Consider the following 582-nt stretch of genomic DNA (forward strand, 5'->3'; position numbering starts at 1 on the left):
CCCAGTAAAGCACCTTTATCTTGTCACGCTGCTTGTTTGTGAATAGGAACAGTGCACCAGAGTTCAGGGGTAACTCAGTCTCGGACTCAACCAATGCCGCTAGGCCGTTGATAGATTTCCTGAAGTCGACGAATTCCCGATAGAGGTAAATTTGCGGCGGATTAACTAACCCTCTCATGATGACAGTGAGCCGATGAGCTCAGCGACATAAGCAGCGGGAGTTCCTTGAGGAATACTGAGCTCAATATCATTGACGCTGAGTGTCATGTTGGATGCAATAGGATTGGCGACTTGGTAATGGGTTGTTTGTTCAACCACTTCTGCTCGAATAAAGCCACCTTGCTGGCTACCACTGTCGCACTCAAGCAGGCGCCGTTTAGCAAAGAACGTTGAGGTACTGATGTCATGCCGGCGGCAAAACTCCCTCTGGGTCAGGGAGCTATTTTCAAATTGCCGAAAAATCGCCAACCACTCTTGGTTGCTACGTCGCTGATGAGCCATGATGCTGTCTCCATTTGAATGAAAACAAAATCATACGTTTCGGGAAAGCTTAATTGAATGTGGGGTTTATGACGCGCTTAC

At 47.9% G+C, this 582-nt stretch carries 2 protein-coding genes; both read right to left on the reverse strand.

What is annotated here, in order from left to right; all coding sequences use genetic code 11:
* Window positions 1-178, reverse strand: a 178-nt coding sequence (tnpB, locus tag ACVA53_RS24990; RefSeq protein WP_373689602.1) for an IS66 family insertion sequence element accessory protein TnpB, incomplete at its 3' end; no start/stop codon positions are given.
* Window positions 175-501, reverse strand: coding sequence for an IS66 family insertion sequence element accessory protein TnpA (gene tnpA / locus ACVA53_RS24995; RefSeq protein ID WP_255045541.1), 327 nt, complete (start codon window positions 499-501; stop codon window positions 175-177). The genes tnpB and tnpA, both read right to left, overlap by 4 nt.
* Window positions 502-582: the final 81 nt, after the last annotated feature.

The organism is Photobacterium sp. DNB23_23_1 (assembly GCF_052873815.1).